This is a genomic window from Magnetospirillum fulvum MGU-K5, from assembly GCF_000442515.1.
GTDB lineage: Bacteria > Pseudomonadota > Alphaproteobacteria > Rhodospirillales > Magnetospirillaceae > Phaeospirillum > Phaeospirillum fulvum_B.
The window spans coordinates 1-3,716 of the sequence record NZ_AQPH01000133.1; the positions used below are offsets into that span (position 1 = coordinate 1).

The 3,716-nt window shown below is 58.8% G+C and carries 7 protein-coding genes; 1 reads left to right on the forward strand and 6 read right to left on the reverse strand.

The window, feature by feature from the left end; all coding sequences use genetic code 11:
- The coding region (locus K678_RS19225; RefSeq protein WP_196802612.1) for a tetratricopeptide repeat protein at positions 1-767 on the forward strand (767 nt) is incomplete at its 5' end.
- Between the two features lie 177 nt (positions 768-944).
- Here K678_RS19225 and K678_RS17065 read toward each other — a convergent pair.
- The 6 genes from K678_RS17065 to K678_RS19240 all read right to left on the reverse strand — a co-directional run.
- Entirely contained in the window at positions 945-1,322 is a 378-nt protein-coding gene (locus K678_RS17065) for a helix-turn-helix domain-containing protein (protein WP_081673320.1), read from the reverse strand.
- Positions 1,319-1,615: a type II toxin-antitoxin system HigB family toxin gene (locus K678_RS17070; protein ID WP_021133730.1), complete on the reverse strand. Its 297-nt coding sequence runs from the start codon at positions 1,613-1,615 to the stop codon at positions 1,319-1,321. The genes K678_RS17065 and K678_RS17070 overlap by 4 nt, the downstream gene beginning before the upstream one ends.
- A gap of 62 nt (positions 1,616-1,677) precedes the next feature.
- Positions 1,678-2,430, reverse strand: a complete 753-nt coding sequence (locus K678_RS17075) for a hypothetical protein (RefSeq protein ID WP_021133731.1) — start codon at positions 2,428-2,430, stop codon at positions 1,678-1,680.
- 22 nt (positions 2,431-2,452) lie between these two features.
- Positions 2,453-2,707: a helix-turn-helix transcriptional regulator gene (locus tag K678_RS19230; RefSeq protein WP_021133732.1), complete on the reverse strand. Its 255-nt coding sequence runs from the start codon at positions 2,705-2,707 to the stop codon at positions 2,453-2,455.
- Positions 2,704-3,069, reverse strand: coding sequence for a TSCPD domain-containing protein (locus tag K678_RS19235; protein WP_021133733.1), 366 nt, complete (start codon positions 3,067-3,069; stop codon positions 2,704-2,706). The genes K678_RS19230 and K678_RS19235 overlap by 4 nt, the downstream gene beginning before the upstream one ends.
- The coding region (locus K678_RS19240; protein ID WP_021133734.1) for a hypothetical protein at positions 3,066-3,716 on the reverse strand (651 nt) is incomplete at its 5' end. The genes K678_RS19235 and K678_RS19240, both read right to left, overlap by 4 nt.

The window sequence follows — 3,716 nt, forward strand, 5'->3', positions numbered from 1 at the left end:
CAGTCGCATATCTTATGGGTAGTTACCACTACCATCAGAAACACGATCGAAACACTGCCATTGAATGGTTAGAGCAGGCTTTAAAAGCAAAATCATTCTTGAAAAGGACTGCACGGCTTCTGGCAAAAATTTACATGGAGAATGGCCAGCCGAAACGAAGCTTAGATGTGTTTAAGCGCGTCGGAGATCATCGTGTCCATCGAGATACAGGATTGCTAGCACAGAAAGTTCGTTGTCTAAGAGCTGTGGGCGAACATGCTAAGGCGAACGAACTCGTTCTGGCCTTAAGTACGCTTGATGACGAAACCGGCGAATATGACGCGCTAACGGCTGCCCGCTTGATGAAAGAGGGAAAATTCGATCCTGCTCTGGCTGCAATTGAATCTGCAAAGACAAAGCCGAAGGCAAATCGCGTAAACCTTAGGCTTTTGGAAACTGCAATCAAGATTGAGAAGGGTGACTTTTCGTCGCTTGAAGATACATGTAAGCTTGCCATCGCTGTTGGACTAGACGCAGGCGCCCATAGCTTGCGTGCAAGAGCGGAAATTAGGTTGGGACATTGGAGCCAAGCCGAAGCAGAACTCGCTGCTATCGGGGCCTTAAACTACTATGACAAGCTATTGCTGCTTCGCGCACTCGATCTGAAAATGGCGGACATGGAGGTTATCGCAGACCCGGCGCTCCACAAGAACGTAGTTAACCAGTTTAATGAACTCCTAGTCGAAATGAGGCGCCATGGCGAAGGGGATTGGTTTGACTACGCCTGATCATGGGCCTGAGAGCGGTAATTAGGACTTTCCGCGCTCATTTCAGCGAATTCTAGTTGATTTAACCAGGGTTTTTCTTCTTATCGTCGCCACCGTGCAGCCGATAGGGGGCGGGCCGCTCCCGGCCCAATGTCGCCATTCGCCACCAATCCGAACGGCGGAGGAGAGTTCGCGCCCTTATTTTCCGCCGCCGCTTGGGAAGATGAGGCTTTCGGCGGGAACCCCCCATTCCCGGTTGAGCTTCCAGGCCATTTGCATGGTTAACGACCGCTTGCGGGACAAAATCTCAGATGCCCGCGACTGCGATCCGAAGAGGATGCCAAGGTCCCGCTGGCTATACCCCTTCTGCTCCATCCGATATTTAATGGCGTCCACCGGATCGGGGGGATCAATCGGCCAATTCTTGGCCTCATAATCAGAGATCACCAGGGCCAGAAGATCGAACTGATCGGCTTCCGGCGTTCCAGGCTCCGGCTCATTTTCAAAGAAGCGCTCAATCTCGGTCAGAGCTTTTTCGTAGTCCGCTTCGCTACGCAGGGGGCGAATGTCCATCATAATGTCTCCGCGTCGATCTTGTCATATTCAGCATGAGTGCCGATGAACTTCACCAAAAGACGCTTGAATGGGTATGACACATGTACGATCAGGCGGAATTTATTACCGCCAATGTCAAAAATAACCCGGTTATCACCCACGAAATCCACCGACGTCCCAAACTGTGTTTTGATGTCGGCGGGTCCCGTCCACGATGCCTTGCTAACCGAGGAGTACCACAACCGGATCGGTGTTTCGGCCTGCGGGTGCTTCTCCCAGAATTGGCGAAGGGTGCGGAGGGCGATGATTTGCATGGAAAGACCTTATCAAATTCCCAATATGGGAACAACCATAATTCCCAATTTGGGAACGCCTCTTATTCCGCCGTCATCGCTGGGACGCAGGCGCTGACCTGGACCCACCGTCCCGATGAATCGGTGAAGCCCCAGTGAGCCCCCGGCGTGTTGCCTGACCGGCAAGCCCTCTGTTCCATCGGTCGGGGATCACCATCGAACTCGCAAGTATTGCGGGTTTGTCCATCGATAGGCTTGGACGGCTGCCACGTCTTTTTCAGAAAATCTGCACTCCACGCCTGAAATTCATCACAGCGTCTTATTTGGGCTGTCACGCCTTGTCCGTCAAAAACGAGATCGCCGGTCAACATGACCCGTGCCACCTGGTTGAGATGAATGTCGTGGATCGGGAGGCCTTCGGCTCCCCTGAAATCCTGTAGCCGGGCAAGGCAGGCGGGATGCCTGCCGCTGTCGGTACCGGGGACGATCCTTCCCATCCCCTGACCCTGGCGGCCGAGGATTGCAGTGGCGCAGCCGCCCCGGCGGCTGTTTTTGGGGAGAGGCGGTTCCAGCGTGACATGGATTTCGTCGCCAACGAACAGAATGGTGTCCGCATGCGCGCTCATGACCGAGTGCAGCATGCGCAAGGTCAATCTGTCGTCGTCGATATGTTCGATGACGGTGAAAATGGTGGTGTCCTGGGCGATGGGCTCGGCGGTATCGGTCGGGGAAAGTTGGCCCGGCTCCACCTCGACAGTGAGCGGCGGTGTACACCCCGCCACGGTTCCCAAGCTCAATGCCGCCGCCAAAATCATGGGAATTCGGATCGTCTTCATGTCGTTCCCTCCGTTTTGGTGGTTAGCCTTCGGCCGATGTGACGTGCCACGTCACACCGGCTTCCCCGCCCAGGGCCGCGACCCAGAGCAGGACATCGACCAGTCGGATATCGAGCACGGCATTGCTTTCGCGCCGGACCAGTGTTTCCCGGCTGATCCCCAACCGCCGGGCCAGTTCGGCCTGACTGATCCCGGCCGCGATCCGGCGCTGGCGCAGATCGAGGCGCAGGGCCCGCATTGCCGCCAGCGCCTCGACCGCTGGAACAGCGGCGCTCATCGCTCCCCCACTGACATGATCCAGTCGAGAGTCGCCCCGACCGGAGAGGCCGGGACGGTGGCAACCGGGCGGCCGTCCAGGTCTTCGGGTCGCAACGGCGACAGCGGGATGCGGGCGATCGAGCGGGCCAGGGCCTCGGCGGGCACGCCATGTTGCAGGGCGACCGAGATCACCACGCCGACATCGGCCATGATGGCATCCATGGCCGAGCCTTCCTTGCCGCCGGCGAAGAACACTTCCTTGACCTGGCCGGTGGCGGGATCGAGTCCCGCCGAAATGAACAGGGCCTTGCCGAAGGCGTCGATCTTCTCGGTCACCACCGGGCGGCGGTGCGGCAGTCGGGTGCGGGTTGTGGTGGTCATTCCGCAGCCCTCCGCAGCAAGGCCTTGGCCGGGCTGTGCCGGGCAGGCCGACCCTTCTTCCGCCCCTTGGTGACAGCCGCTTCGTTGCGTTCCGCCGTCTCGGCTTCCGTGACAAGGGCGAGCGCCTGATCCAGGAAGGCGGCGTGGCGATGGCCGATCGCGGCCACGCGCAGGCAATCGGCGACGACGAAACGCTCGATCCGGGCGGCGATGTCGAGAAGATCACGGACGGTCTCCGTAACCCGCTCCGCCCGATTGTCCCGGCCAGCCTCATCCTGGTAGAATTCGACGTCGGACAGTCGATGGAGCAATTCTTCGGCAAGATGGCGCGTGGCATAGACCATCGCCCGTTCAGCCAGCGGATCGGCGGCACAAGACGGCTTGCTCGGCACCGCCGGGGCCTGTGCCCGGTCGCCGACAGGGCCAGCGGTCAGAGCCGCTTTGGCCCGTTCGACATCGCGGGCGAGATAGTCCAGCGCCTCAAGTACGGCAGCCCGGTCCACCGTCACACGGGTATAGGTCGGATTCCAGGCCGGACCATCGGTTCTGGTGACGCTGGTGTATGTCCTGCCGTTGAAGATCATCACCGCCAGTGCCTGATAGATCGTGTCGTCAAAGCGGTAGTGGCTCTGAACGGCCAGTTCGAT

Excerpts from the sequence above, each read along its gene's own strand:
- K678_RS17075 (WP_021133731.1), bottom strand. The coding sequence starts at position 2,430 with ATGAAGACGATCCGAATTCCCATGATTTTGGCGGCGGCATTGAGCTTG.
- K678_RS19235 (WP_021133733.1), bottom strand. The coding sequence starts at position 3,069 with ATGACCACCACAACCCGCACCCGACTGCCGCACCGCCGCCCGGTGGTG.
- K678_RS17065 (WP_081673320.1), bottom strand. The coding sequence starts at position 1,322 with ATGATGGACATTCGCCCCCTGCGTAGCGAAGCGGACTACGAAAAAGCT.
- K678_RS19230 (WP_021133732.1), bottom strand. The coding sequence starts at position 2,707 with ATGAGCGCCGCTGTTCCAGCGGTCGAGGCGCTGGCGGCAATGCGGGCC.
- K678_RS17070 (WP_021133730.1), bottom strand. The coding sequence starts at position 1,615 with ATGCAAATCATCGCCCTCCGCACCCTTCGCCAATTCTGGGAGAAGCAC.